Here is a 24,497-nt window from a genome sequence, read left to right on the forward strand (position 1 = left end):
TATACCACATTTTTATCTTTGGGTACTTTAAGATTTACGTAATTATTTTGTATCATAATTTTTTTTGTATTACTTTTTTGTTTAAATAAAAATTATCATAATATGATTTATGGGAAACAAAAAGCTTCAGCAGTTGAATTTACTATTCTTGACAAATATATCATTAAGATATATTATAAAGATATATTAAAAGAATGGATGTGTAATAGTGAAAGAGAACACAGGGAAATCTAGATATGTAATTTTGGGTATGCTGTCTCGAATGCCACTAACGGGATACAATATGAAAAAGTGGATTGAAAATGAATACAGCCATTTTTGGCAGGAAAGCTATGGCCAAATTTACCCCACTTTGAAAAAATTGGTTGCAGAAGGGTTGGCTGTGCCTAGTGATGAACAAGGAAATGGGCGAGGGCAGATTACATATAGCATAACGGATGCAGGCAGGAAAGAGCTTGCACTTTGGTTACGTAAAGAGCCGGAGATAGAAAAGCTTCGATATGAAATACTACTGAAAGTATCTTTCGGTGAGAACGCTGAACCCAACGTGTTACTTGGACATTTAGACAATTTTGCAAAGAGAAATGAAAATATGATTCGTGATATGAAAGAGTATATGCAATATTTTGAACGCTTGAAAGAGGAGGGGATGGACTGCACTTATAGCCATTTAACTGCACTTTGTGGCGTTTACATCTATACCTCGATGAGAGATTGGGCTGAGGAGGCCAAAAGTATTATTTCACAGCGGGAGGTTGAAACTAAATGAGACAGCGGATTCGCAAAAGTATACTTATTTTTTCCCTTCTTCTCTTTCCGATAACATTTATGCTTTTATCTCCTTTTGTAATAGTGGTATCTGCAGCAAATGGTGTATTCAATGGGAGTGCAATGATTTTTGGGTTGCTATTATTCTTTTCAATGGTTGGAAGTCGACTTTTTTGTGGTTGGCTTTGTCCCGGTGGTGCATTGCAGGAGAATATTGCTGTGGTCAATGATCGTCACTGGAATAGTAAAAAGAAAAACATCTCCAAATATATTACATGGACAATTTGGTTTTCATTTATTGTTTTTTTATGGCTTCAACATCCTAGGCTAAAAGGAGACTTCTTGTATTTTATTGAATTTAATTTTCAATATTTTATTATTTATGCAATTGTAATGGTTATAATTTATTTGTTCACCCTTGTCACAGGCAGAAGAGGAATGTGCCACAGCCTTTGCTGGATGGCACCTTTCATGGTAATTGGTGAAAAGTTGGCGGACTTTTTGCATATCCCCAGATTCAGACTTGCAGCAAAGCCAGAAAGCTGTATTTCCTGTGGAAAATGTACTAAGAATTGTCCTATGGGTTTGGATGTAGAGACCATGGTTAAGGCTGGTGTGATGGAATCTAGCGAATGCATCAATTGTTTGGAGTGTGTGGATGGATGTCCCAAGAAAGCCATAGGCTTTGGGGTATTCCAAAAACAATGATAAGTTTTCAATGAGTGAATCAGGATACAAATTAATGTAATGAATGACATTTTGAAAGGAGCGGTTCAATGCGTACTTTAGTTGTATTTTTTTCTTTTGAGGGGAACACAAAATTGGTTGGAGAAGCTATTGCCAAAACAATGGATGCTGATATTGTGGAATTAAAAACAAGCAAACAGTATCCAACAGAGGGATTTGGGAAGTTTTTTTGGGGTGGCAAAAGCGTTCTTTTTGGTGAGACACCGGAACTTATTAACGAGAAAATTGATGTGAGCAAATATGACACGGTTATAATCGGAACACCCATTTGGGCAGGCTCTTTTGCACCGCCTATAAAAAGTTTTATTTCGCAGTATCAAATGAAAGGGAAACGGATTGCTTTGTTTGCATGCCACGGTGGTGGTGGCGCAAAAAAATGTTTTTCCAAATTGAAAGAAGCTTTTCCGGAAAATAAGTTTATTGGAGAAATTGCATTTGTTGAACCTAAGAAAAATACTGAGGAAAGCTCTAATGAAGCCGTTAAGTGGGCATCTGAACTTCAAAGGATTTGAAATTCTATGAGTGAAAGTTTTAATTGATATAGATAAGGTTGTTATGTGATTTAATTTCTGTAAGAAAAAGAGGCTGCCTTTATGGCAAGCCTTATTTTTTTTAAAAAGATATATATAAGAGGGAATTAATGATATTTCTTTATATTTCTGTTTGTTTTAATAGCTCATCAGTGGTAGTATTAAAAATCTTTGCGAATGCAACAATTTCAATGTCTGTTACAAATCTTTTACCACTTTCAATTTTTTGAATGGCATTCTTATCTAAGTCGATTCCTATGAGTTGTAATTCATTTGCAAGCATTCTCTGTGATACAGTAGGGGTTAGAGCCTTTCGTAATTCTTTAATTTTATTACCACAAAGATTTAATGATCCATCTGCATTTTTATTTTTATACATTTCACACCTCCATATTGACATCTTCTACTTGTCAATGGCTTTATTATATGGTAAATTGTTATACAATATGAAAGACTAGAGGGGTATTTTATTTTGGGTAGATGCGCTTTTATCTATTACTATTTTATACAACTTAAATTGTGGTAAGCACAAAAAAGGACTTATTAAATATCCATCCATAAGTCCTTTTTTAAATGAAGTAAAAAACAATCTTATCTATAAACCCTTTTCTTCCATTTTCATATGATTGAGTGCATATTCGCAGCACTGGGCAACAAGAGAATTTACAGATATGTTATGTTCTGTGGAACATTTTGATAAACGTTCTACCAAAGTCTTTTCTAATCTAAAAGTTTTATTAACATATTCAGTTTTCTTTATCTCAAACATCTATATCACCTCACATATATAGTATAGTGCAAAAATTAGTAAAAAATATACGCTATATTTGCACTTAATAATACAAGTGGTATTTGATATTATATTTTTGAGGTGATTATAAATGGCGGATTATAAAGATATATATTTTCTGTTGCTCAATAAAATAACAGATACAATTAAAGATCTACAGGAAATACAGCAACAGGCAGAGGAAATGTACTTAGCGCAAGAGGATAGTATCACAAGAATTATAGAGTAACTCGAGAAATTCAAACCTGCAATGTAAGAGGAAGCGTAAAAACAAGAGTATTTGCCGTCAAAGGAGGTAAGATACTCTTGTTATTTTTAGTGGTGACAAGTGTTTTTATATACTTATAGAACTATTTATGAGGATAACTATCAAATTCAAAACATCGCATTTCATTCTCGTTTAGGACTACAATTTTATTTCCCATCTTCTTGATAAGCCCTTGGGTCTCCAGTTCATTCATGCATCTACTTAAATGACGATAGCTAACTCCCAATATCTCTGAGAGTTCTTTATATGAAAAAGGGAAAACAGTTATTTTTGTAGAATTATTCATATATTCCAAAATATATCCAACTAAACGGTTTTTCAATGGATATAAAATGTTATTTGAACTAATATTGCTGATTGCATCAAATTTATTACATAGGTCGATGCATAAATATTTCAGAAAAACAATATTGTTCATTCCATAGGTTTTAACTTTATCTATGGGAAAAGCTATACATAAACAGTCTGAAAGAGCCTCCACATGACATCTATATCTAGTTTCAGTAAAAAGCTCAATATCACCTAAATTAGTGATTGAATCAAATATTCTCAAACACAGAATTTTTCCATCGGCTGAAACAGTAAATACCTTTACATTTCCTTCTAACAGTATGTAAAAATACTCTATTTTTTCTCCTAGTTCACAGATGAGGTCTCCTTTCTTAAATTCAAAACATTCACGACTCTGTTCTAGATTGACATCAATAATCTCACTTAAATTATATTTTTCTAAATAGTTTTTTAATCTTGGATCGTCTTTATACTTTTTCATACAATCTCCAATTTTCGTTTATACTGACAAATGTCCTATCTTGTATTCTTGTCTGTATGATAATATTTATTCATTGCAGAAGGGAGTAACAATTATGTATAAATGTATGGCTTCATTTGACGGCATTTTAATTGGCTTAATGGTAGTACTGAATGGGCTTTTAGCTTCAAAAACGGGAAATACCCAGTCCCTTATAATAATCCACGGGGCAGGACTCTTGGCATCCGTTGTTTTACTGATAGGTAGTGGTACCCACCTAAATAGGATTAAGGGTTTGCCGTATTACCTTTTTACAGCGGGGGCGTTGGGTATATTTACTGTGCTGTTTAACAACAGTAGTTTTTTAAAACTTGGAGCTACACTTACACTTTGCCTAAATCTGCTGGGTCAACTTTTCACTTCTATGATAATAGATCATTTTGGTCTGCTGGGTCAACAGATTAATAAGATTAATTTTTTAAAAATAATTGGAGTTGCAATAATGGTTTTAGGGATTATTGCAATGATTTTTATTTAAGGAGGCATATAATGCATATTTTCTTTTCACTATTTGCTGGAGGTTTAGTGATTCTATGTATTTCAATAAATGGAAGGTTAGCTAGCCATGTAGGATTGATTCAAGCTGGCATAACGAATTATTTAGTGGGACTTATCTGTTCAATTGTTTATTTTTTTATAACAAGTAATGGCTCGCCCACAATTTTATATTCAAACATTCCATTTTATTACTTTTTAGGTGGGGTAGTGGGCTCAGTAATTATGCTTCTAAATAGTATAATCATTAATCATCTATCAGCAGTATATGTAACTGTTTTAGTGTTTATTGGTCAGCTTTCCATAGGCGTTTTTATCGATTATTTACAGGAGGGTGATTTACCTGTGGGAAAAGTAATTGGAGGAATGTTGATCTTGGCTGGTTTAATTGTTTATATAAAGGGTGGGGAAAAGGATAGCCTTAATACATGATAAAATGCAAGTTTGTTAAAGAATTGTGAGTAATATAAAAGGAACTTATGTAATAGAGCTTAGATATACTGAGAAAGAGCCTTGTAAATGCTGAACTATACAGCATTTCAAGGCATTTTGTTTTAATCTCATTCTCCTGAATCGATAAGTTAATAAAAGTATTTCTCATACATCTATTTTGTTATATTAATTACTTTTAAACTGTTTTGCCTTGCATATTTCACAGTCTGGGTTGTTTCTCCAGTGGAATATATCTGGGCACAAATACAATACAACGACCTATCTACCATGTATTGATTTCTCATTTTTATGCTATTATCGGTGTTAGTCTCCAAAATATAAACAATCTCATCCGCTTCATCAAGCAACCCATAATATAGCTTTTTCTCCTCTGTATTCCAATGTTCATCCTGATTTCTGCACGGCAAGGCAAATACTAACTTAACATCATATCCCATTTCCTTTTTTGCAGTAATCACTGAAGCTGCTATCTGGTCAAATCCAAGGACACCGCCTGAAATAAAATTCGTTACGCCTTGACTGATAAGGTTATCTACCTCTTGGTTAAGGCGAATTATAATGTGATTAATTTTATCTTTCGGCAACTTACGATGCCCTGTAAAACAGCAGGTTTTTGATTTTTCCATAATAAACATTCCTCCCTCATAATAACATGCACTAATTTTTAGTCCATTATAAGAATGATAACACATTTTTAATTTAAAATAAAGGTATATTAAGTGCATTTTTAGTTTGAGAGGATGAGTGATTTGAAGAAAAACAAACATATTAGCATTAGAATTGATGAAGACGTATTGCAAAAATTTCACTATGTATCTAGATATGAAGACCGCTCAGCCAGTGGGCAAATAATGTATCTCATTAACAACTGCATAAGAGAATTTGAAGAAAAGCATGGAGCAATTGATGTGCCTGATAAAGCAGAAAAATAAGGCTCGCTACCACGGCAAGCTTTATCCTATCAGCGTTTATTGTGCTAACTAAATTGTCCCCAATATTTTCAATAGAATAGAAAAAAGAGCTAAATGACATTCAAAATCATTTAGCTCTTTTTGTATGATAAAATGATAATGTTCAAGAACGTTGCTTTAAGGTGGTTCTCATCCATTCAAACCCATTTGTATCGAAGATTTACAGCCTGATATAACAATTATTATTCCCACTCAATGGTAGCGGGGGGTTTGGAAGTAATGTCATACACAATGCGATTAATGTGTTTTACTTCATTTACAATACGAACGCTGATGCGATCCAATACATCATAAGGAATACGTGCCCAGTCAGCAGTCATGAAGTCCGTTGTTGTTACACCACGCAGTGCTAAAGTGTAATCGTAGGTTCTGAAATCACCCATAACACCAACAGAACGCACATCCGTAATTACTGCAAAATACTGATTAATGCTACGGTCTAATCCAGCCTTTGCAATTTCCTCACGGAAGATAGCGTCGGCATCTCTCAAAATGGATAGTTTATCTTCGGTCACTTCGCCAATTACACGAATACCTAAGCCGGGGCCGGGGAAAGGTTGGCGCCACACCAAGTTTTCAGGTAAGCCAAGTTCAATTCCCATCTGACGCACTTCATCCTTAAATAAAAGACGCAATGGCTCAATTAATTCTTCAAAATCAACAACGGAGGGTAATCCCCCAACGTTATGATGAGACTTAATTACAGCTGAATCACCGAGACCGCTTTCAATTACATCAGGGTATATAGTCCCCTGAACCAGATATTGAACTTTACCTATTTTTTTCGCTTCATCTTCAAAAACACGGATAAATTCTTCTCCAATAATTTTTCTTTTTGCCTCAGGGTCTGTAATACCTTTCAGCTTATTTAAAAAGCGTTCTTGTGCATTGGCACGTACAAAATGAGAATCGAAGAAACCATCAAAAATAGATTCTACCTCATCACCTTCGTTTTTACGCATTAAGCCGTGATCTACGAATACGCAGGTCAATTGTTTACCGATTGCTTTTGATACCAAAGCGGCAACAACGCTGGAGTCGACTCCGCCGGATAATGCACAAAGTGCTTTTCCTGTACCAACCTGTTCGCGGATCTTTTTAATCTGATCTTCAATATAATTTGTCATAGTCCAGTCGCCACTACAACCACAAACTTCATACAAGAAGTTATGAATAATATCGCTACCTCTTGGGGTATGGTTTACTTCTGGATGGAACTGTACACCATAAAAGCCTTTCTCGGGGCATTCAATAGCAGCAGCAGGACAAGTTGCAGTTTTACCAATAATGCGGAAGCCTTCAGGCATTTCTGTCACAAAGTCAGTATGGCTCATCCAACAAATCTCTTTTTCACCAATATCCTTAAGCAGTTTGCTGCTTGTATCAAAGGAAACCTCTGTTTTGCCGTATTCACTCTTTTCCTGGGCATTTCCAACTTTTCCGCCTAGGGTATATGCCATCAACTGGCAGCCATAGCAAATGCCTAAAACAGGAATGCCAAGCTCAAATATTTCGGGATCACAGTGGGGGGATTTTTCATCATACACACTATTAGGCCCACCAGTGAAAATGATACCCTTGGGATTTTTTGCCTTGATCTCTTCTATAGGCTTATTCCAAGGCATGATTTCACAATATACATGATGTTCTCTGACACGGCGCGCAATCAACTGATTATATTGGCCGCCAAAGTCTAATACGATAATCATTTCGTGGTTCATCATTAACCTCCATACAAATTTCAATGTCATCCGATTTCTTGAAATGAAAAGCCGCCGAAAAATTCCGACGGCAGATTCTCTATTTATATTAGCATAGGCCACAAATATTGACAAGAGAAAAAAACTATGAAATATATTGCCTGTTATTTGGAATCTTTGTAGAATATACAGTTGTAAACCGTTGACAGGTCAGCTTTACTTTGTTATCATCTTAAAGTCATTGTCTTAATTTTTATATTTTTTATTCATACCTACTATAAGGAGGGAAAAACATGGGTTTTTTCGAAAAATGTTTTAAGCTAAAACAGAATAATACTACAATGAGAACTGAAATTTTTGCTGGATTAACTACATTCATGACAATGGCATATATTTTAGTGGTTAACCCCAGTATTTTAAGTGCATCTGGGATGGATGCCAGTGCTCTTCTAACTGCAACCTGTCTTGCTTCTGCTCTGGGTACATTCTTTATGGCTTTCTTTGCCAATTATCCTTTTGCATTGGCTCCGGGCATGGGGTTGAATGCATATTTTGCTTTTACCGTTTGCGGCCAGTATGGCTACAGCTGGCAAGTAGCTTTAACTGCAGTTTTTGTGGAGGGTATTATTTTTATTTTGCTTTCTGCCGTAAAGGTGAGAGAAGCAATTTTTAATGCAATACCGGCTAATATGAAAAAAGCAACCAGTGTTGGTATTGGTATGTTTATTGCATTTATAGGCTTACAAAATGCAGGTGTTATTGTTCCAAACAGTACCGTTTGTGTTGCATTAGGGGATATTAAAAATATTTCTGTGGCATTATCTTTAATTGGTACAATTATTACATTGGCGCTGGTTGTTAAAAAAGTAAAAGGCGCATTGTTTTTGGGAATTATTTTGACTTGGGTTTTAGGTATTATCTGTCAGCTTACCGGAATTTATGTAGTAGATATTGATGCTGGAATGTATTCCTTGATACCTCAGGGGATTATCTCTGCGCCACCAAGCATTGAACCTATTGCCATGAAGTTAAGCTTTCAGGGGATTAGAATATTGGATTTTTTAACTGTAGTTTTTGCATTCTTATTTGTAGATTTATTTGATACATTGGGTACTTTAATCGGCGTATCAACAAAAGCAGGTTTTGTTGATAAGGATGGCAGACTGCCTCGTATCAAAGGTGCATTGTTTGCAGATGCATGTGCAACAACAGTTGGTGCGGCATTGGGAACCTCCACAGTTACTACCTTCGTAGAGAGTGCTTCTGGTGTATCCGATGGTGGACGTACTGGTATGACTGCCTTTACCGCTGGTGTATTGTTTTTGGTTGCCTTGTTTTTCTCACCCATATTAACAACAATTCCTTCCTTTGCTACAACACCTGCTTTGGTGGTAGTAGGTTTGTTTATGGTTGAAAATATCAGAGAGATTGATTTTAGTGATTACACAGAGGGTTTCCCTGCATTTATGACAATCTTGATGATGGTTATTGCCTATAGCATATCCGAAGGTTTGGTTTTTGGTGTAATTTCTTATGTATTGTTGAAACTTCTTAGCGGCAGACAGAAAGAACTGAATCCAGTTATCGTAATTATCGGTATTTTATTCTTTATTAAGTTAATTATGGGTTAAAAAGCATTTGAACATATTTATTTTAATAGAAACATCTTTGTTTGATTTGTTAAAGTAAAATGAGTAACAACCATTCAGACAAGACATATCATAATATGTTTTTCTTTGAGACTATTCTTTATATAAGCAGAGTATATGGGAATGAAAATGATTCCCTACTAGCCTATATAGTGGCGTATGCTTGTAATAGAAAGGACGGCTGTTCGTTTGAGCAGTAGTCCTTTTGTTTCGTTATTGGAACTGTTGTGAAAAAATGGAAGCGAAGGAAAAGTTTAAAATTCTTATTGTTTCTTAAAACAAAAAAATCTATAATACTTGTAGTATCTATCATGAGATAAATTTTGGAAAGGCGGATAGCAATGAAAAACTTACTGGTCGCGCAATCGGGCGGCCCATCTGCAGCAATTAATGCCACATTATGCGGTGTGGTAGAAAAGGGATTGGCTGATAAAAATATTGATAAGGTGTATGGAGCGCAAAATGGTATCATTGGAATTTTGGCTGAACGAATGGTTGAACTGAATGCTATACTTTCTAACCCTCAATCCTTACAGCTATTATGTCAAACACCTTCCTCGGCATTGGGCTCATGTAGAATGAAGCTTTCTCATTGGGAGGAGAGTACCTTTGAGTTTGAAAAGATAATATCTATTTTTAGAAAATATAATATTGGCTATTTTGTTTACATTGGTGGAAATGATTCCATGGATACGGTGCATAAGCTTTCTGAGTATTGCCGCTTACACAAGATTAATGATATTTGTATTATGGGGGCCCCTAAAACCATTGATAACGACTTGATGGAGACGGATCATTGCCCGGGATTTGGCTCAGCTGGGAAATATATTGCCACAACTTTTTCAGAAATTGCCTGTGATTGCAATGTATATGCTCTGCCTGCTGTAACCATTGTGGAAGTGATGGGACGAGATGCAGGATGGCTTACTGCTTCTTCTGTTTTGGGTAGAATCAATGGAGACTCCGCACCAGATTTAATTTATCTTTGTGAAAGGCCTTTTTCTGTAGATGGATTTTTATGTGATGTAAGAGAAAAGCTAGGGAAAAAGCATGCAGTGGTTGTTGCAGTAAGTGAAGGAATTAGAAATGAAGCGGGAGAGTACATTACCGATTGCCTTCAAGATAGAACAACCGATGCCTTCGGACATAAAATATTGGCAGGTGCGGCAAGATATTTGGAAGAAATTGTACGCCAAGAGATTGGGTGTAAGGTCAGAAGTGTAGAGCTGAATTTGATGCAGCGCTGTGCATCCCACGTGGCAAGCGCGGCGGATATTTATGAATCCAGACTTCTTGGTATGGCGGCGGCGGATTATGCTTTGGCAGGCGGAAGTGGAAAAATGGCAGCAATCAAAAGAGTATCCACCAAACCATATCAATTTGAAATTGGTTTTGTGGAAATCGAAAAAATTGCTAATCAAGTGAAAACCGTTCCTTTGGAATGGATTCATGAGCAGGGGAACGATGTTACCCAAGAAATGATTGATTATTTGCTTCCGTTGATTCAAGGAGAGCTACCTTGTACCTACGAAAATGGGGTGCCTGTGCATTTTAGATTGTTTTAAATGTTTCTTTATAGAAAAAATCAAGGGAAAGTAAGCAAAAGCTTTGATATTTTTGTATAAAATTTTCCAAAAGGGTACATACTTTTTTCGAGGTGGATATTATGAGGAAAAAAGTTGTACTTCTGGCCCTTGCCGGCTTTTTTCTATCGTTGGGGCTAGGTTATGTTTTAACAGCGAAAGAACAAGAAAAGCTTCCAGCACAGGAACATACCGTTTTGGTTGGAAAAAAAGAAGTTACTGTGAAAAAAGAGGGTAAAATAATTTACCAATATTACTATACAAAGGATGCAATTACAAAAGAGGTTACGGAGCCCGTTCCGGATTTTCTTGAAGGGTTGAACCGCCAACAGATGCAAAGCATTTATAACGGTTGGCAAATTGTTTATTTTTCTCCTGAAAAGGTAATACTTCGGTGTTCTGTTGAGGGGAAAAGCAGTGAGATCTTTGTTTTAAAAGAGTACGAAGGTAATTTAGCTGTATTTACAGAAGATATTGATAAAAAGATGAAATTGAAAGAATTGACAAAAGTTCCGATTTCTGTTTTGCCTGATCCCGAGAGACAACAGCTCTTAGAAGGTATTTATGTATTAGGTGAAGAAAACTTAGTGAAGCTTCTTTCAGATTTTACTAGTTAATTTTTGTTAAATTTTTAATATTTTTTCCTAGACATTTTTTGTCCCACATGTTATAATGAGCATGTGAAAACTCCCCAATATTTTCACATTGCGGTAAATCCGTAATCCCAATAAGAAATACCTTCTCTTTTTGAAAGAAGAGCAGTCATCGGCAGGCTGCTCTTTTTTCCATGTATGAAAAAATCATTTTTAATCATAATTATTTTCCTGATTTCAATTGAATTTAAATGGGAATCATAATTTTACTTTTCTTTTGATTCGTTTATGGTATAATTACCGCAATGAAAATCCTGTTATGTATGTAAGCCAATAATTAATAAAAAGGTGGTGGGCTTATGCCAAATTACGCTGATCTCTCTTGGTTAGTAAATATTCCTTATTTTTGTTCCCAAGCAATTTTCAGCGATGAAACCGCAAATTATAGAATACCGCCTGAGCCCTCCAGATATGATACAGTGACCATTACTTTAAGGACAGGTAGGAATCTTCAGTTACAGCCTTTTTTATGTACAGAAGGGCATCGTTTGGCTATGAGGAAAATGCGGTCTAGTTTTGTATTTGAATATTACCAGGTAGATTTGCCTCCATCTCAAGAGAATGAACACTATTATTTTTGTATTGAGGGAGAAGGCTTTACTCTTTATTACACAAAATATGGCGTATTTGACAGCTATCAGGGGGAGGGCTGGTTTGAGCTTTTGAGGGATTATCATACACCCCAATGGGCAAAGGGAGCGGTGATGTACCAAATTTTCCCTGACCGCTTTTTTAATGGTGATGAAAAAAATGATATTTTAAGCAATGAATATATGTACTTGGGAAAACCAGTGAAAAAAATTGAGGACTGGAGTAAAAATCCGGAATCAGAGGATATTCGGAATTTTTATGGTGGGGACTTGCAAGGAATTATAATGAAGATGGAGTATTTGGAAGGTTTGGGGGTAGATGCAATATATTTAAACCCAATTTTTCTTTCTCCTAGTAATCATAAATACGATATTCAGGATTATGAGCATATCGATCCTCATCTAGGTGTGATTGAAGTGGATGAAGGTGCATTGGTTTTTGGTTCTGAAAAGAATCAAGAGGCAACCAGATATATCACTCGCATAAACAATGATACAAATCTGCAAAAAAGTGATTTGCTTTTTGCTACATTGGTTGCAGAGGCTCATAAAAGAGGAATAAAAGTAATCCTTGATGGTGTTTTTAATCATTGCGGTGCATTTCATAAATGGATGGATCGGGAGGGGATTTATAAGGATAGTATTAAAGGTGCTTTTCAAGATAAAAACAGCCCATTTCATCCTTATTTTATATGGAATCAAGAAGGAACTGCCTATGAGGGGTGGTGGGGGTATGAGAACCATCCAAAGCTAAATGTTGAGGGCTGTTTGGAGTTAAGAAATAAAATCATGGAAATAGGTGCAAAGTGGGTGTCTCCACCATTTAGTGCAGACGGATGGCGGTTGGATGTGGCGGCAGATTTGGGTAGTACAGAGGAATTTAACCACACTTTTTGGCAGGAATTTCGAAAAACCATAAAAAAGGCCAATCCAAATGCGTTGATTTTAGCAGAGCATTACGGAGAGGCAAAACCCTGGTTACTTGGTGATCAATGGGATAGCATTATGAATTATGATGCCTTTATGGAACCGTTGACTTGGTTTCTCACAGGGGTTTCCAAGCACAGTACAGACGCTAGAGATGATTTGTACAATAATGCTGATGTTTTTTGGGGAACTATGATTTATCAGATGTCAAAGATACCCATTCAGGCTTTAACAACAGCAATGAATGAACTTTCTAACCATGACCATTCTCGTTTTTTAACAAGAACAAACCGCCAATTAGGTAGATTGGAACATGATGGTGCTGAAAAAGCTTCGGAGGATGTTCAGCTTTCAGTAATGCGGGAAGCGGTCTTATTGCAAATGACTTGGCTTGGAGCACCCACCATTTATTATGGGGATGAAGCCGGTGTTGCGGGCTGGACGGATCCTGATAATCGCAGACCCTATCCTTGGGGCAGAGAAAATAACGAATTAATTGCATTCCATAAAGCTTGTATCTATTTGCGAAAAGAAAATGAAGCATTACGATTGGGTTCCTTAAAGCAATTATTTGGTGAATATGGCATCATAGGTTATGGAAGATTTACGGAACAAAACCACTGTGTTGTTGTGTTAAACAACAGCGATGATTTTAAAGAAATTTATGTGCCTGTTTGGCAAATAGGTGTTAGAGAAAAAGGTAGAATGAAACGCTTGATTTTGACAGACGAGAAGGGATATTATTTGGAAAGTGTAGATTTTAGTGTTGAGAACGGGCATATTTGTCTGCCCTTGCAGCCTAAGAGTGGAATTCTTTTAAAGGAAGTGTGATGATGGATTGGAAAATAATATTTGAGGATGAAGAGATGTTGGTGGCGAAAAAGCCCCATGGTATGCCAACACAAGCAGATAAAACAGGGGATTTAGATTTGCTTTCTGCATTGGAAAAGCATTGTGGTCATCCATTAGGTTTGATTCATCGTCTAGATAGACCGGTAGGGGGACTACTTGTTTTTGCAAAAACTAAAAGGTCAGAGACGGCTTTTGCAAAGCAAATGCAGGATGGGCTTTTGGAAAAGCGTTATCATGCCGTTCTATTGGGTAAAATGCCTGAAGAAAAAGGCACCTTGATTGATTATTTGAAAAAAAATATGCGTACTAATCTTTCAGAGGTGGTTTCTGCCAAGGATAAGATGGGAAAAAAAGCTGTTTTGCATTACGAGGTTTTGCAAACTAAGATTGAAGAAAATCAGATATTAAGTTTGGTGGAAATCCAATTGGAGACAGGCAGGCATCACCAGATTCGGGTACAGACTGCACATGGGGGAGCGCCAATTTGGGGAGATAAAAAATATAACCCCCAGTTTCAAAGAAGAGGTCACACAGAAATCGCCCTGTGGGCATATTCTTTAAAAGGCTTTCATCCCACAACAAATCAACCTTGGTCTTTCGTAGATATACCTAAGGAGGGGATTTTTCAGTTTTTTTATGGAAATTCATAAAACAAGCTTTGCATTTTCTCTTTGTGTGTATTATAATGTGTGTATCAAATTATGATGAGTGGTGAAAAGATTTCATATTTCTTTTGAGAAACGGTTGATTTCAGGTATCCTCTTATCAATTCTTTCGTATAATTAAGTATATTTGGAAAAAGAATAAAGAACTGAAAAGTTCTTTTATTTTAAACATACTATTAGCAATCACAAGCTTTGATGGCTAACAAGCTAAGGAAGGTGAAGAACATGGAAGGAAGATATACGAAAAAAGCGCAAGAGGTTTTGGCAAGAGCACAAGAGGCCGCGTTAAAACTGGGAAATAAGTACGTTGGAACAGAGCATATTTTACTTGGGCTAACCCTAGTACAAGAAAGTGTAGCGGCAAAAGCCTTGGAAATACAAGGGGTAACCTATCATCAGGTTATGGATCGCATTGTTACGTTAAATGAACACAACAGAACCTTTTATGTCCCCGTAGATTACACACCTAGAGCGAAACGGGTTGTAGAATTTGGTCTTCAGGAAGCGGTAAAAATGGGCATGGGCTATGTAGGAACAGAACACATGCTGATATCCTTGATTCGAGAAGAGGATAATATTGCGACAAAGATTCTTATGGATTTAAATGTAAACCGACAGCAAGTATACGCTGATATTATGAGTATGCTGGGTGCCGGTGAAAATGAAACCTCGGGTATTCGAGGTATGAATACAAATGGTGAAACACAGGAAAAAAGCCCAACGGAAACGTTAGATAAATTTAGCCGCAACCTGACGGAAATGGCGAAAAACAATAAATTTGACCCCATTGTAGGCAGAGATTTGGAAATTGAACGTATCATTCAAATTTTAAGCAGAAGAACAAAAAATGACCCCTGCCTTGTGGGAGATCCCGGTGTGGGAAAAACCGCCATTGTGGAAGGTTTGGCACAAAAAATCGTGGATGGAAACATTCCTGAGGTATTAAAAAATAAAAAGATTATCAGCCTTGATTTGTCTGCTGTCATTGCAGGTTCAAAATATCGTGGTGAATTTGAAGACAGAATGAAAAAAGCTTTGGCTGAGGTGCGGGCAGATGGTAACATCATTCTTTTTGTTGATGAAATTCATACCATAATCGGCGCAGGTGCGGCAGAAGGAGCCATTGATGCCTCCAATATTTTAAAGCCATCCCTTGCCCGAGGTGAAATACAGCTGATTGGTGCAACAACACTGGATGAATACAGAAAATATATTGAAAAGGATGCTGCCTTTGAACGCCGTTTCCAGCCTGTTAAGGTGGAAGAACCAACGGAGCAGGCTGCCATTGATATGCTTCGTGCCCTTCGGGACAGATATGAGGTGCATCATAAGGTTACAATTACCGATGAAGCGGTAGAGGCTGCAGTAAAGCTTTCTATGCGCTATGTGACAGATCGCTTTTTACCCGATAAGGCAATTGACCTTATTGACGAAGCAGCTTCCCGATTGCGTTTGAAAACCTATGGAGCGCCTCTAGCGGTAAAGGATTTGCAAAAGAAACTGGCGGAGATGGAGAAGGAAAAAGAGGAATCTATCAAAACAGAAGATTTTGAAAAAGCTTGTGAAATAAAAAAACAACAGGATGCTTTGCGCACCCAATTGAAGGAAGCCCAAAAAGATTGGGATCAGAAAAACGACATTAATGCCCATACGGTAACACCGGAGGAAGTTGCAGAGGTGCTTTCCCGTTGGACGGGAATCCCTTTACAGAGTATAAAAGAGGAAGAAACAGCAAGATTGCTTGCCCTTGAAGATACACTCCATGAACGGGTAGTGGGTCAGCACGAAGCGGTAAAGGCAGTGGCAAGAGCAATCCGTCGTGGTCGTGTTGGTTTAAAAGACCCCAATAGACCCATTGGCTCCTTTCTGTTTTTAGGACCCACAGGCGTAGGTAAAACAGAGCTTTCCAAAGCTTTGGCTCAGGCACTTTTTGGCGACGAAAGCGCAATGATTCGTATAGATATGTCCGAATATATGGAGAAGCACAGTGTAGCCAGAATGGTGGGTGCGCCTCCTGGATATGTTGGTTATGAAGAAGGCGGTCAGCTCAGTGAAAAAGTTCGCAGAAACCCTTATTCGGTAGTACTTTTTGATGAAATCGAAAAGGCTTCCCCTGAAGTGTTTAATGTCCTTTTGCAGGTATTGGATGACGGACATATTACTGACGGTCAAGGGCGTAAGGTGGATTTTAAAAATACGGTTATTATTATGACATCCAACGCTGGAGCAAGGAGTATTGCCGCACCGAAAAGAATGGGCTTTACCAGTGTGGAAACGGCAGAGCAAAGCTATGAAGCTATGAAAAAAGGTGTTATGGATGAAGTAAAAAACATCTTTAAGCCGGAGTTTATCAATCGTATTGACGACATCATTGTGTTCCATCCTTTGGAACAAGAGGATATTGTTGAGATTGTAAAGATTATGGTGAAAACACTTTCTAAAAGAGTTGAGGAAAACATGGATATAACGTTAACCTTTACAGATAAGGCCATTGAAAAAATTGCGGAGGTGGGCTACGATAAAGCATATGGCGCCAGACCTTTACGCCGTGCCCTGCAAACAAAGATTGAAGATGTATTTGCAGAGGAGTTTTTGAGTGGCAACTTCCAAAAGGGAAGCAAGGTTTCCGTTGGGGTTAAAGCAAATGGATTTTCCTTTAGAACTGTAAAATAATTGAAATTTTTCCTATTGAAATAATGAATTTAGCTATATACCAAAGTCATGTTTTGTGTTATAATCAACCTAATCCAAATGAAGAGAGAAATTTGGCGATATTTCGGATTTTTTATCGAAAGTATACTGTGAAAGTGATATTTTGGGAGGTAGCGAAATGGCTGTAATCGAGGAATTGATTCGTCAGGAAGAAGATGGAAGTATCAGCTTCGGCAATTATTTGATGGATGAAAAGAAAAAGGTTTTGGATTTTGAAGTAAAAGGCGATCTTTATAAGGTTAAAACATACAATGAAATTACAAAGCTTGAGAAAAACGGTAAAATGCTTATGGAGGTAGTGCCCGGCGCTACCATACATAAATTTTCATTAAATGAAAAAGGTGCATTTTTCATGATAGAGGGTCACGAGGATGTTCAGTTGACTTTGGAAATGGAACCTTCTAGTGAATATAAAATTTTGATTGACGATGTAAATGTAGGCAAGGTAAAAACAAATATGGCAGGCAAGGTAACCATTGGTGTTGAATTGCAAAACAATATGCCCTATGTGAAGGTTGAAAAGATAGGCTGATAAAGTAAAGTGGACTGTATAATTATACAGTCCACTTCAGATTATAGGCCCATTTTTTGGGGATGGATTGGCACGAAAAAAGATTCGTTAATTTCCCTAACTATATGAAAATGCGAAAAAATTGGTTTTGATTAGGTGGACTGTATGTGCGTGCAGCCCACTTTTTTCTAATGATAGAACTAGGCTGGGAGTGGAGATATGAAGACAAAAACAGTATTTGTTTGTTCTGAATGTGGATATAAAAGTCCCAAATGGGCAGGTAGATGCACCAGCTGTGGAGCTTGGAATACATTTGAAGAACGAGAAGAGATAAAAAGCCAAAAGGGACAGGCTTTCGCTAGGACTGTGACGAAAAGCTCTTCAAATCAAGTGGTTTCTCGGTTGTCTGAGGTGGAAATCATTGGTGATGAACGTCTTTTAACTGGTATTGTTGAGTTTGACCGAGTGATGGGTGGAGGCATTGTAAGAGATTCCGTGTCCATAATTACATCTCCTCCGGGTGGTGGTAAGTCAACTTTATCCCTTATGGTGGCAAGCCAATTAGCAAAAAGCGGCAAGCGGGTGCTCTATGCTTCCGGTGAGGAAAGTGACAGCCAAATTAAAAGTCGTGCTGACCGAATATTGGAAAAGGTGGAGGATAATATCTGGATTTTGGCAGATACTTCTATGGATCGGGTTTTAGAGGCAATTTCAGAGGTGGATGCAGATTTTATTATATTAGATAGTATTCAAACCTTTGCTTTATCGGAATTTTATCCATCCAGAGCGGGTAATCCCACCCAAACCATGGAATGCGCTTCTGCCTTGGTACAAAGTGCAAAGAATAAAGCCAGACCCAGGGCTGTATTTATGATTGGGCAGATGAACAAAAACGATGAAATTGCTGGTCTTAGAGCACTGGAGCATTTAGTGGATACCGTTTTGGTTTTGGAAGGGGAAGGGGCAGAAGAACTGAGAAGTTTAATTGCCACAAAAAACCGCTTCGGCAGCACTGGGGAAATGGGCTTCTTTGCGATGACGGAAAAGGGACTTACCTCTATTGATAATCCTTCGGAATATTTTGTTACCAAAAGAAAAAAAGAGGATTCGGTTTCAGGCAGTGCCATCACCGTATTGCGGGAAGGTTCCAGAGCGGTTGTTGCAGAGATTGAAAGTCTGGTTTCAAATTCTTTTACAGCATATCCGTTAAGAATTAGCGAGAATATGAAAAAAGACACTTTGAATACCCTTTTGTCTGTATTGGAACAGCGTGGTGGATTAAAACTATATGATAAAAATGTGGTTGTGAAGACAACAGGGGGCCTGTTTTTAAAAGAGCAGGCGGCAAATCTGGCTGTGCTGATGAGTATTGTTTCCGGCGTGAAGGATATTCCCTTGCCTTCCGATTGGGCATTCATTGCTGATGTGGGTTTAACGGGAGAGTTGAAAAAAATCCCTGCAATGGAAGGGCGGATTCGAGAGTTAGATAGAATGGGCTTTTCAAAGGTGTTTGTGGCCGCTGAAGGTGCCAGAAAAGTAAAATTGGATAATTTAGAAGTGGTTGAATGTAAAAACCTCACACATTTATTAGGAAAAATATTCCCTAAGGGGAAAAAATGACGAAGCATATAAGTTTTACTTATATAAATCTCTACAGATTTTTAGTTTACGAATAAGCCATCGTATATTATAATAGAAAACAAGGTTTTTAATTGTAAACTTTGGGTTCTGAATGTAAAGCATAATGATTAAGGAGGTATAAAGATGCAGGAAGTACAAATTAAGAAGTTTAAAAAGGTGCTTGTGGCAAACCGTGGCGAAATTGCAATTCGCGTATATCGTGCTTTGAATGAGCTGGGGATTCAAACTATAGGTATCTTTTCCAAAGAAGATAAATACTCTCTTTTCCGTACCAAAACCGACGAGGCATATTTGCTGAATCCCGAAAAAGGGCCTATTGACGCATATTTGGATATTGATAATATCATTAAGATTGCCAAGGCTAAGGGGGCTGATGCAATTCATCCCGGCTATGGCTTCCTCTCCGAAAATCCTGATTTTGTTTCTGCTTGTAAAAAAGCAGGCATCGCTTTTATCGGCCCTGAGGTTGAAGTTATGTATGCCATGGGTGATAAAATTTCATCCAAACAAATGGCAATCGAATGTAATGTGCCCATTATTCCTGGTGTAGACCATGCAATCCGTGATTTGGATGAAGTAATGGCTGTTGCTGAAAAGGTTGGCTATCCTGTTATGCTGAAGGCGAGCAACGGCGGCGGCGGTCGTGGTATGCGTATTGTAAATGGCCCAGAGCAAATGGCAAAGGAATTTGAAGAAGCCAGAAATGAAGCAAAGAAGGCTTTTGGTGACGATAAAATTTTCGTTGAGAAATACCTTCGTAACCCCAAACACATTGAGGTTCAGGTTTTGGGCGATAAATACGGTAACGTGGTTCATCTTTTAGACCGTGACTGTTCCGTGCAAAGACGTCATCAGAAGGTAGTTGAATTTGCGCCTGCCTTTACCATTAGTGATGGTGTTAGAGAGAAAATTTTTGCTGATGCAGTGCATTTATCAAAGCATGTAGGCTACAAAAATGCGGGCACACTGGAATTTTTGGTTGACGCCGACGAAAATTACTATTTTATTGAAATGAACCCAAGAATTCAGGTTGAGCATACCGTAACGGAAGAAGTGACCGGAATCGATATTGTTCAGGCTCAGATTTTGATTGAAGAGGGTTATCCTTTGAATTCCCCAGAAATCGGAATTGCTTCTCAGGAAGATATTTGCTGTAACGGTTATTCCATTCAGCTTCGTATCACAACAGAGGATCCTGCAAACAACTTCTTGCCTGATACAGGAAAAATCAACGTTTATCGTTCTCCTGCTGGCAATGGCATTCGTTTGGATGGTGGCACTGCATACACAGGTGCGGAAATCACACCTTATTATGACAGCTTGCTGGTTAAAGTTATTGCCCATGACAGACGATTTGAGAATGCAACCAAAAAGGCAATTCGTGCATTAAAAGAGACCAGAATTCGTGGTGTAAAAACAAATATTCCTTTCCTGATTAATGTATTGCAAAGCCAGATTTGGAATGACGGAAAGTGTACAACAACCTTTATTGAAAGTACACCAGAGCTGTTCCATATCGTACCAGGTAAAGACCGTGCTACGAAAATTGCAGAATTCATCGGTAATAAAATCGTGAATGAGTCTAAGGGCAATAAGCCTGAATTTGATAAAATTCCAGTTCCCTCCTTTGGAAAAAATGAGGATGGATCTACAATTGAAGTAAACGGTGCAAAAAATGCATTCTTAAAAATGGGTGCGAAGGATTATACCCAGAGTTTAATGAAGGAAAAACGTCTTTTTGTTACAGATACAACCATGCGTGACGCTCATCAGTCTTTGATGGCAACACGATTACGTACCAATGACTTAATTGTAGCAGCACCCGCTACCAATATGGCTATGGAAAAAGCTTTTTCCGTGGAAGCTTGGGGTGGTGCAACCTTTGACGTTGCATATCGTTTCTTAAAAGAGTCTCCCTGGATTCGTTTACAGCAGCTTTCCAAGGCAATGCCAAACACATTGATTCAGATGCTTTTGCGTGCTTCTAATGCCGTTGGATATGCAAACTATCCCGATAACGTAGTACAGGAATTTATCAAAATTTCTGCAGAACGAGGGGTAGATGTATTCCGTATTTTCGATAGCTTAAACTGGGTGGAAAACATGAAGATGCCCATTGAAGAATCATTGAAAACAGGAAAAATCGTTGAAGGTGCAATTTGCTATACCGGTGATATTTTGAATCCAAATGAAACAAAATACACTTTGGATTATTATGTGCGTAAGGCAAAGGAGATGGAGGCATTGGGCTGTCATATTTTTGCCATCAAGGATATGGCAGGTTTGATGAAGCCTTATGCTGCAAAAGAATTGTTTACTGCTTTAAAATCTGAATTAAACATTCCTTTGCATCTGCATACTCACGATACAACAGGCAATGGTGTCAGCACAGTTTTAATGGCAGCAGAAGCAGGAGTAAATATTGTGGACTTGGCAATTCAGTCTATGAGTTCTTTAACCAGCCAGCCTTCCATGAATGCTGTAGCAGAGGCGCTGAAAGGAACAGAAAGAGATACTGGACTGGATACAGACCAGTTGACAGAATTAAGCCATTACTATGATGGAGTTCGTCAGATTTTCACTGGTTTTGAAAGTGAGATGAAGACACCTAATACTGAAATATATAAATATGAAATTCCCGGTGGTCAGTATTCAAACTTACTGGCACAGGTAAAGGCCATGGGTTCTGCTGATAACTTTGAAGAAATTAAGCAGTTGTATAAGCAGGCAAATGACCTTTTGGGCAATATCATTAAGGTAACTCCTTCTTCTAAGGTTGTTGGCGATATGGCAATCTTTATGTCCAAAAATGGTTTAACTCAGGATAATATTTTGACAGAAGGTAAGGATTTATCCTACCCTGATTCTGTTGTTGATTACTTCATGGGCAATATCGGCAGACCTGAAGGTGGTTTCCCTGAAGAATTGCAGAAAATTGTTTTAAAAGGCAAGAAACCAATTGAGGGCAGAGCGGGTGCTTTATTGCCTCCTGCTGACTTGAAGGCAATTGAGAAGCATTTGCTTGAAACCCATACAATGAAACGTATTAACCCTAGAAATATTATCAGCTACGCTATGTATCCTAAGGTATATGATGACTATTGCTTCCACTGGGAATATTACACTGATGTTTCTAAATTAACCAGCGATGTATATTTCTTTGGTTTAGCAAAAGGGGAAGAAACTTCAATTGAAATTGGTGAAGGTAAGAATATACTCATTAAGTATATCGATATGTCTGACCCTGATGCCGAAGGCTTCCGTACACTTACCTTTGAAATTAACGGTGCAGTGCGTGAGGTGAAGGTGCTGGATCAGAACTTGGAAGTAAAGAGTGATCGTAAATTAAAGGCAGACAAAAACAATCCTTTCCACTTGGGTTCTTCCATTCCCGGTACAATCAGTAAGGTTTTTGTAAAAGAAGGGGATGCAGTGAAGAAGAATCAACCTTTGCTTACTGTTGAGGCCATGAAGATGGAAACCTCTATTGTTGCCAAAGAAGATGGCGTGATTGATAAGATTTATGCTGTTGAGGGTGAAAAGGTTAGCCAAGGAGATTTGTTAGTTTCTTTCGTAAAAGAATAAGAATTTAATGATTTAAGTAGAGGCTTCAATTCTTTTGCAACAACTAAAAAATAAAAAAGGATATCTCGTAAGTGAAATTAACTGAAGAGATATCCTTTTTTCGTTGAAAAAGAGAGGAGTATATGAGGTGGATTTAAATAGGTTAGGGGCTTTAGAAATTTAAAAACACGAAAAAAGGTTATTGCAATAGTTGAAACACAATTGCAATAACCTTTCAATGTGATCATTAGAAATTCATTGCCCTATTGGGCGTTTTAAGCTCTCTGACGGTGGGTTTATCTGCCGATTGACTTTTTATACGCAGCAACATCAGCATCTGTCAAAGGCTTTAATTCGTCTGGATTTCTCCATCTAACCCAAATTCTACCCTTTAAAGAGGGAATATCTAAGGGAGCATCCATAGAGTCCTTATCAATACCGATTACGGTATCATTGTCGCCATTGAACATAATTTCAAAGGGCTTCTCAACGCCATTTTCAAATACAAACATTTGTGTGCTGTAAAAATTCAAATAGCCAGCCTCACTTAAAAGGTATTCCTCCAATTTCTCAACAGTAGGGAATGTAATCAGATACCAGTTTCCATCTGCATCTGAAAAATCATATAATTGAAGACCTGTGAATTCCAATTCCTCTTCACCGGTAGCTCCCTTATCTGTATTCGCAGCACCTTTTAAAGTTAAGGGCTTGCCGTTTTTGCCATCGCTTAATATTTCTGTTCCCGGTAGAAAACAGTCTACAAAGCCTTTTACTTCATTTTCTTTCACTTTAATTTTTAAAATGGCGTAGTCACCATTGTCGTAAGATAGACTGCCAAGTTCATAAAAAAAATCCTTTAGTGTTTTAACCATTTCCAGTACCTCCAAAAAATAGTAAATCCTAATCAACTAACATTTAATAATATTTTGCACAATCTGTCAATAGATATTCTTGTTTTGTCCTGTACCGAAGAAATAATCTGGTACTTTTCCGCTAATTATTGTGTCAATCAGCATTATTTTTTTTGTGAAGGTTATTTTTTCTTTATAAAGAGGATTTGCAATTTGCAATTCAAAAGATAAATTTACCCAAATTTTGTAGTTTATTTGATTTATCCCTGCTGATGTGAAGGAGGTTTCATAATCAGATGTAACTGCACCAACAGGCATTAGGGTAAAGGGTATTTTTGGACCTTGGTTGGCAAAAAAAGTAATGTCTAATCCTGCTCCCAACGGAATCAGTATTCGTTCTTTGGGTAAGTCTTGCATGGCAGTATTTATTTCATTATTTAAACGGGTACAAAATAAATTAATCTGTTGTGTATTTGCAGTATAAGTATGGTTTGTTTCTGTAATGGTCAAAAAGTCTTCTGTGGATAAAGGTAAATCAGTCAGTACTGTTTGAACGCAGTGATTAATGAGTTCGTTGGCAAGTGCCATGGAACGTGTATGAGAAATCTCTTGCAGAGAAGGCACTATCTGTTTTTCAAATTGCTTTAAAGACAAAATAGTAATAAAAAAAACAAAAACAAATGTGAAAAGCAGAATTAAAGCTCCATTTTTTTTATTTTTTTTTCGAAATTTTTTTCTCAATTTTTTCATCTCCTTAAAACAAGAG

At 37.4% G+C, this 24,497-nt stretch carries 22 protein-coding genes; 16 read left to right on the forward strand and 6 right to left on the reverse strand.

Annotated elements, in window-relative coordinates; genetic code table 11:
* Positions 1-208: 208 nt before the first annotated feature.
* From NE558_RS12315 to NE558_RS12325, 3 genes are all read left to right on the forward strand, one after another.
* Complete coding sequence (locus NE558_RS12315) at positions 209-769, forward strand: PadR family transcriptional regulator (protein ID WP_256150409.1); 561 nt, start codon at positions 209-211, stop codon at positions 767-769.
* Complete coding sequence (locus tag NE558_RS12320) at positions 766-1,476, forward strand: 4Fe-4S binding protein (protein WP_256150410.1); 711 nt, start codon at positions 766-768, stop codon at positions 1,474-1,476. Before NE558_RS12315 ends, NE558_RS12320 begins: the two co-directional genes overlap by 4 nt.
* Positions 1,477-1,544: 68 nt before the next feature.
* Positions 1,545-2,027, forward strand: a complete 483-nt coding sequence (locus NE558_RS12325) for a flavodoxin family protein (RefSeq protein WP_256150412.1) — start codon at positions 1,545-1,547, stop codon at positions 2,025-2,027.
* Positions 2,028-2,166: 139 nt separating this feature from the next.
* Here the strand turns inward: NE558_RS12325 and NE558_RS12330 are convergent, their stop codons facing one another.
* Positions 2,167-2,424, reverse strand: a complete 258-nt coding sequence (locus tag NE558_RS12330) for a helix-turn-helix domain-containing protein (protein ID WP_256150413.1) — start codon at positions 2,422-2,424, stop codon at positions 2,167-2,169.
* Positions 2,425-2,926: 502 nt separating this feature from the next.
* On the opposite strand from NE558_RS12330, the gene NE558_RS12335 reads away from it, so the two are divergent.
* Positions 2,927-3,064, forward strand: coding sequence for a hypothetical protein (locus tag NE558_RS12335; RefSeq protein WP_256150414.1), 138 nt, complete (start codon positions 2,927-2,929; stop codon positions 3,062-3,064).
* A 121-nt stretch (positions 3,065-3,185) separates the two neighbouring features.
* Here NE558_RS12335 and NE558_RS12340 read toward each other — a convergent pair whose 3' ends face one another.
* Positions 3,186-3,875 (reverse strand): Crp/Fnr family transcriptional regulator, encoded by a 690-nt coding sequence (locus NE558_RS12340; protein ID WP_256150416.1) that lies wholly within the window; start codon positions 3,873-3,875, stop codon positions 3,186-3,188.
* Positions 3,876-3,969: 94 nt separating this feature from the next.
* Between NE558_RS12340 and NE558_RS12345 the strand changes: the two genes are divergently transcribed.
* Positions 3,970-4,392, forward strand: coding sequence for a DMT family transporter (locus tag NE558_RS12345; RefSeq protein ID WP_256150417.1), 423 nt, complete (start codon positions 3,970-3,972; stop codon positions 4,390-4,392).
* 11 nt (positions 4,393-4,403) lie between these two features.
* Complete coding sequence (locus tag NE558_RS12350) at positions 4,404-4,841, forward strand: DMT family transporter (RefSeq protein ID WP_256150418.1); 438 nt, start codon at positions 4,404-4,406, stop codon at positions 4,839-4,841.
* A 173-nt stretch (positions 4,842-5,014) separates the two neighbouring features.
* Here the strand turns inward: NE558_RS12350 and NE558_RS12355 are convergent, their stop codons facing one another.
* Entirely contained in the window at positions 5,015-5,488 is a 474-nt protein-coding gene (locus NE558_RS12355) for an SLOG family protein (RefSeq protein ID WP_256150419.1), read from the reverse strand.
* A gap of 123 nt (positions 5,489-5,611) precedes the next feature.
* Between NE558_RS12355 and NE558_RS12360 the strand changes: the two genes are divergently transcribed.
* Positions 5,612-5,794: a hypothetical protein gene (locus NE558_RS12360; RefSeq protein ID WP_256150420.1), complete on the forward strand. Its 183-nt coding sequence runs from the start codon at positions 5,612-5,614 to the stop codon at positions 5,792-5,794.
* Between the two features lie 221 nt (positions 5,795-6,015).
* Here the strand turns inward: NE558_RS12360 and guaA are convergent, their stop codons facing one another.
* Entirely contained in the window at positions 6,016-7,554 is a 1,539-nt protein-coding gene (gene guaA / locus NE558_RS12365) for a glutamine-hydrolyzing GMP synthase (RefSeq protein ID WP_256150421.1), read from the reverse strand.
* A 272-nt stretch (positions 7,555-7,826) separates the two neighbouring features.
* On the opposite strand from guaA, the gene NE558_RS12370 reads away from it, so the two are divergent.
* The 9 genes from NE558_RS12370 to NE558_RS12410 all read left to right on the forward strand — a co-directional run bounded on the left by NE558_RS12370 (position 7,827) and on the right by NE558_RS12410 (position 22,901).
* Positions 7,827-9,164: an NCS2 family permease gene (locus NE558_RS12370; protein WP_256150422.1), complete on the forward strand. Its 1,338-nt coding sequence runs from the start codon at positions 7,827-7,829 to the stop codon at positions 9,162-9,164.
* A 359-nt stretch (positions 9,165-9,523) separates the two neighbouring features.
* Positions 9,524-10,747 carry a 6-phosphofructokinase gene (locus tag NE558_RS12375; protein ID WP_256150423.1) on the forward strand — a complete coding sequence of 408 codons (1,224 nt, stop codon included), beginning with the start codon at positions 9,524-9,526 and terminating at the stop codon, positions 10,745-10,747.
* Between the two features lie 101 nt (positions 10,748-10,848).
* Positions 10,849-11,382 (forward strand): hypothetical protein, encoded by a 534-nt coding sequence (locus NE558_RS12380; protein ID WP_256150424.1) that lies wholly within the window; start codon positions 10,849-10,851, stop codon positions 11,380-11,382.
* Positions 11,383-11,717: 335 nt separating this feature from the next.
* Positions 11,718-13,766, forward strand: coding sequence for a glycoside hydrolase family 13 protein (locus NE558_RS12385; protein WP_256150425.1), 2,049 nt, complete (start codon positions 11,718-11,720; stop codon positions 13,764-13,766).
* Between the two features lie 2 nt (positions 13,767-13,768).
* Positions 13,769-14,437, forward strand: a complete 669-nt coding sequence (locus NE558_RS12390; protein WP_256150426.1) for an RluA family pseudouridine synthase — start codon at positions 13,769-13,771, stop codon at positions 14,435-14,437.
* 240 nt (positions 14,438-14,677) lie between these two features.
* Entirely contained in the window at positions 14,678-17,125 is a 2,448-nt protein-coding gene (locus NE558_RS12395; protein ID WP_256150428.1) for an ATP-dependent Clp protease ATP-binding subunit, read from the forward strand.
* Between the two features lie 157 nt (positions 17,126-17,282).
* Positions 17,283-17,696 (forward strand): endosialidase, encoded by a 414-nt coding sequence (locus NE558_RS12400; protein WP_066049371.1) that lies wholly within the window; start codon positions 17,283-17,285, stop codon positions 17,694-17,696.
* Between the two features lie 198 nt (positions 17,697-17,894).
* A complete protein-coding gene (gene radA, locus NE558_RS12405; RefSeq protein ID WP_256150429.1) occupies positions 17,895-19,295 on the forward strand; it encodes a DNA repair protein RadA in 1,401 nt (466 codons plus the stop codon).
* A gap of 144 nt (positions 19,296-19,439) precedes the next feature.
* Positions 19,440-22,901 carry a pyruvate carboxylase gene (locus tag NE558_RS12410; RefSeq protein ID WP_256150430.1) on the forward strand — a complete coding sequence of 1,154 codons (3,462 nt, stop codon included), beginning with the start codon at positions 19,440-19,442 and terminating at the stop codon, positions 22,899-22,901.
* A 275-nt stretch (positions 22,902-23,176) separates the two neighbouring features.
* Here NE558_RS12410 and NE558_RS12415 read toward each other — a convergent pair whose 3' ends face one another.
* Positions 23,177-23,752, reverse strand: coding sequence for a hypothetical protein (locus NE558_RS12415; protein ID WP_256150431.1), 576 nt, complete (start codon positions 23,750-23,752; stop codon positions 23,177-23,179).
* Between the two features lie 66 nt (positions 23,753-23,818).
* Entirely contained in the window at positions 23,819-24,472 is a 654-nt protein-coding gene (gene yunB, locus NE558_RS12420; protein WP_256150432.1) for a sporulation protein YunB, read from the reverse strand.
* Between the last annotated feature and the right edge of the window lie 25 nt (positions 24,473-24,497).

It is taken from the genome of Anaerotignum propionicum, assembly GCF_024461735.1.
Classification (GTDB): Bacteria; Bacillota; Clostridia; order Lachnospirales; family Anaerotignaceae; genus Chakrabartyella.